Source organism: Oleiphilus sp. HI0080 (assembly GCF_001635135.1).
The window spans coordinates 1-813 of record NZ_LWFU01000700.1 but is presented as its reverse complement, the minus strand read 5'-3'; the positions used below and the strand labels follow the sequence as shown (position 1 = coordinate 813).

The window sequence follows — 813 nt, the reverse complement described above, 5'->3', positions numbered from 1 at the left end:
CGACAGCAAAGCCGGGTTCTGCGTGTCAGGGTATGTTTGGTATTGAACCGCAATTAGTGGATACAAATAGCGATATTCTTGAAGGTACTGCAAGCGGTCACCTTGTTATTCTCGATTCATGGCCTGGCCAAGCGCGAACAATTTGGCGCGATCATGCCCGTTTTATTGAAACCTACTTTAGTCAGCATGAAGGCATGTACTTCACGGGCGATGGTGCTCGACGCGATGAAGATGGTTATTTTTGGATTACTGGACGTGTGGATGACGTACTTAATGTCTCTGGGCATAGACTTGGTACGGCGGAACTGGAAAGTGCATTGGTTTCGCACCCTGATGTGGCTGAGGCGGCTGTGGTTGGCTTTCCGCACGATATCAAAGGTGAAGCGATATACGTCTATGTGACACCCATGGCTGGAACCGAGCTAGCGCAAAACGCGACGGACTTATTGAAGCAACATGTGCGCGTTGAGATGGGGCCGGTTGCCACTCCGGATTGTATTCAATGGGTTGAAGCTCTCCCGAAGACCCGTTCGGGTAAAATTATGCGCCGAATTTTGCGTAAAATCGCCGCCAACGAGTTTGATAATTTGGGCGATACCTCTACCCTGAATGATCCAAGTGTGGTCGATGCCTTGATAGAGGGGCGCCAAGAGACATAGTCCGATTTCCGTGCCAGATACGGTAGCCTTTTCAGGGAGGAAAAGGCTATGCTTACGGCTATAGCAGTCGTGCTTTGAAGGACATAATAATGTATAAAATCCACATCGCGGATGACCACCCCCTTTTTCGAAATGCCTTATTGGGTGTGTTAAA

1 pseudogene is annotated in these 813 nt (G+C 49.1%); it reads left to right on the top strand.

The window, feature by feature from the left end:
• Positions 1 to 659, top strand: a pseudogene (locus tag A3751_RS15100) (AMP-binding protein); the annotation flags it as partial.
• Positions 660 to 813 lie beyond the last annotated feature (154 nt).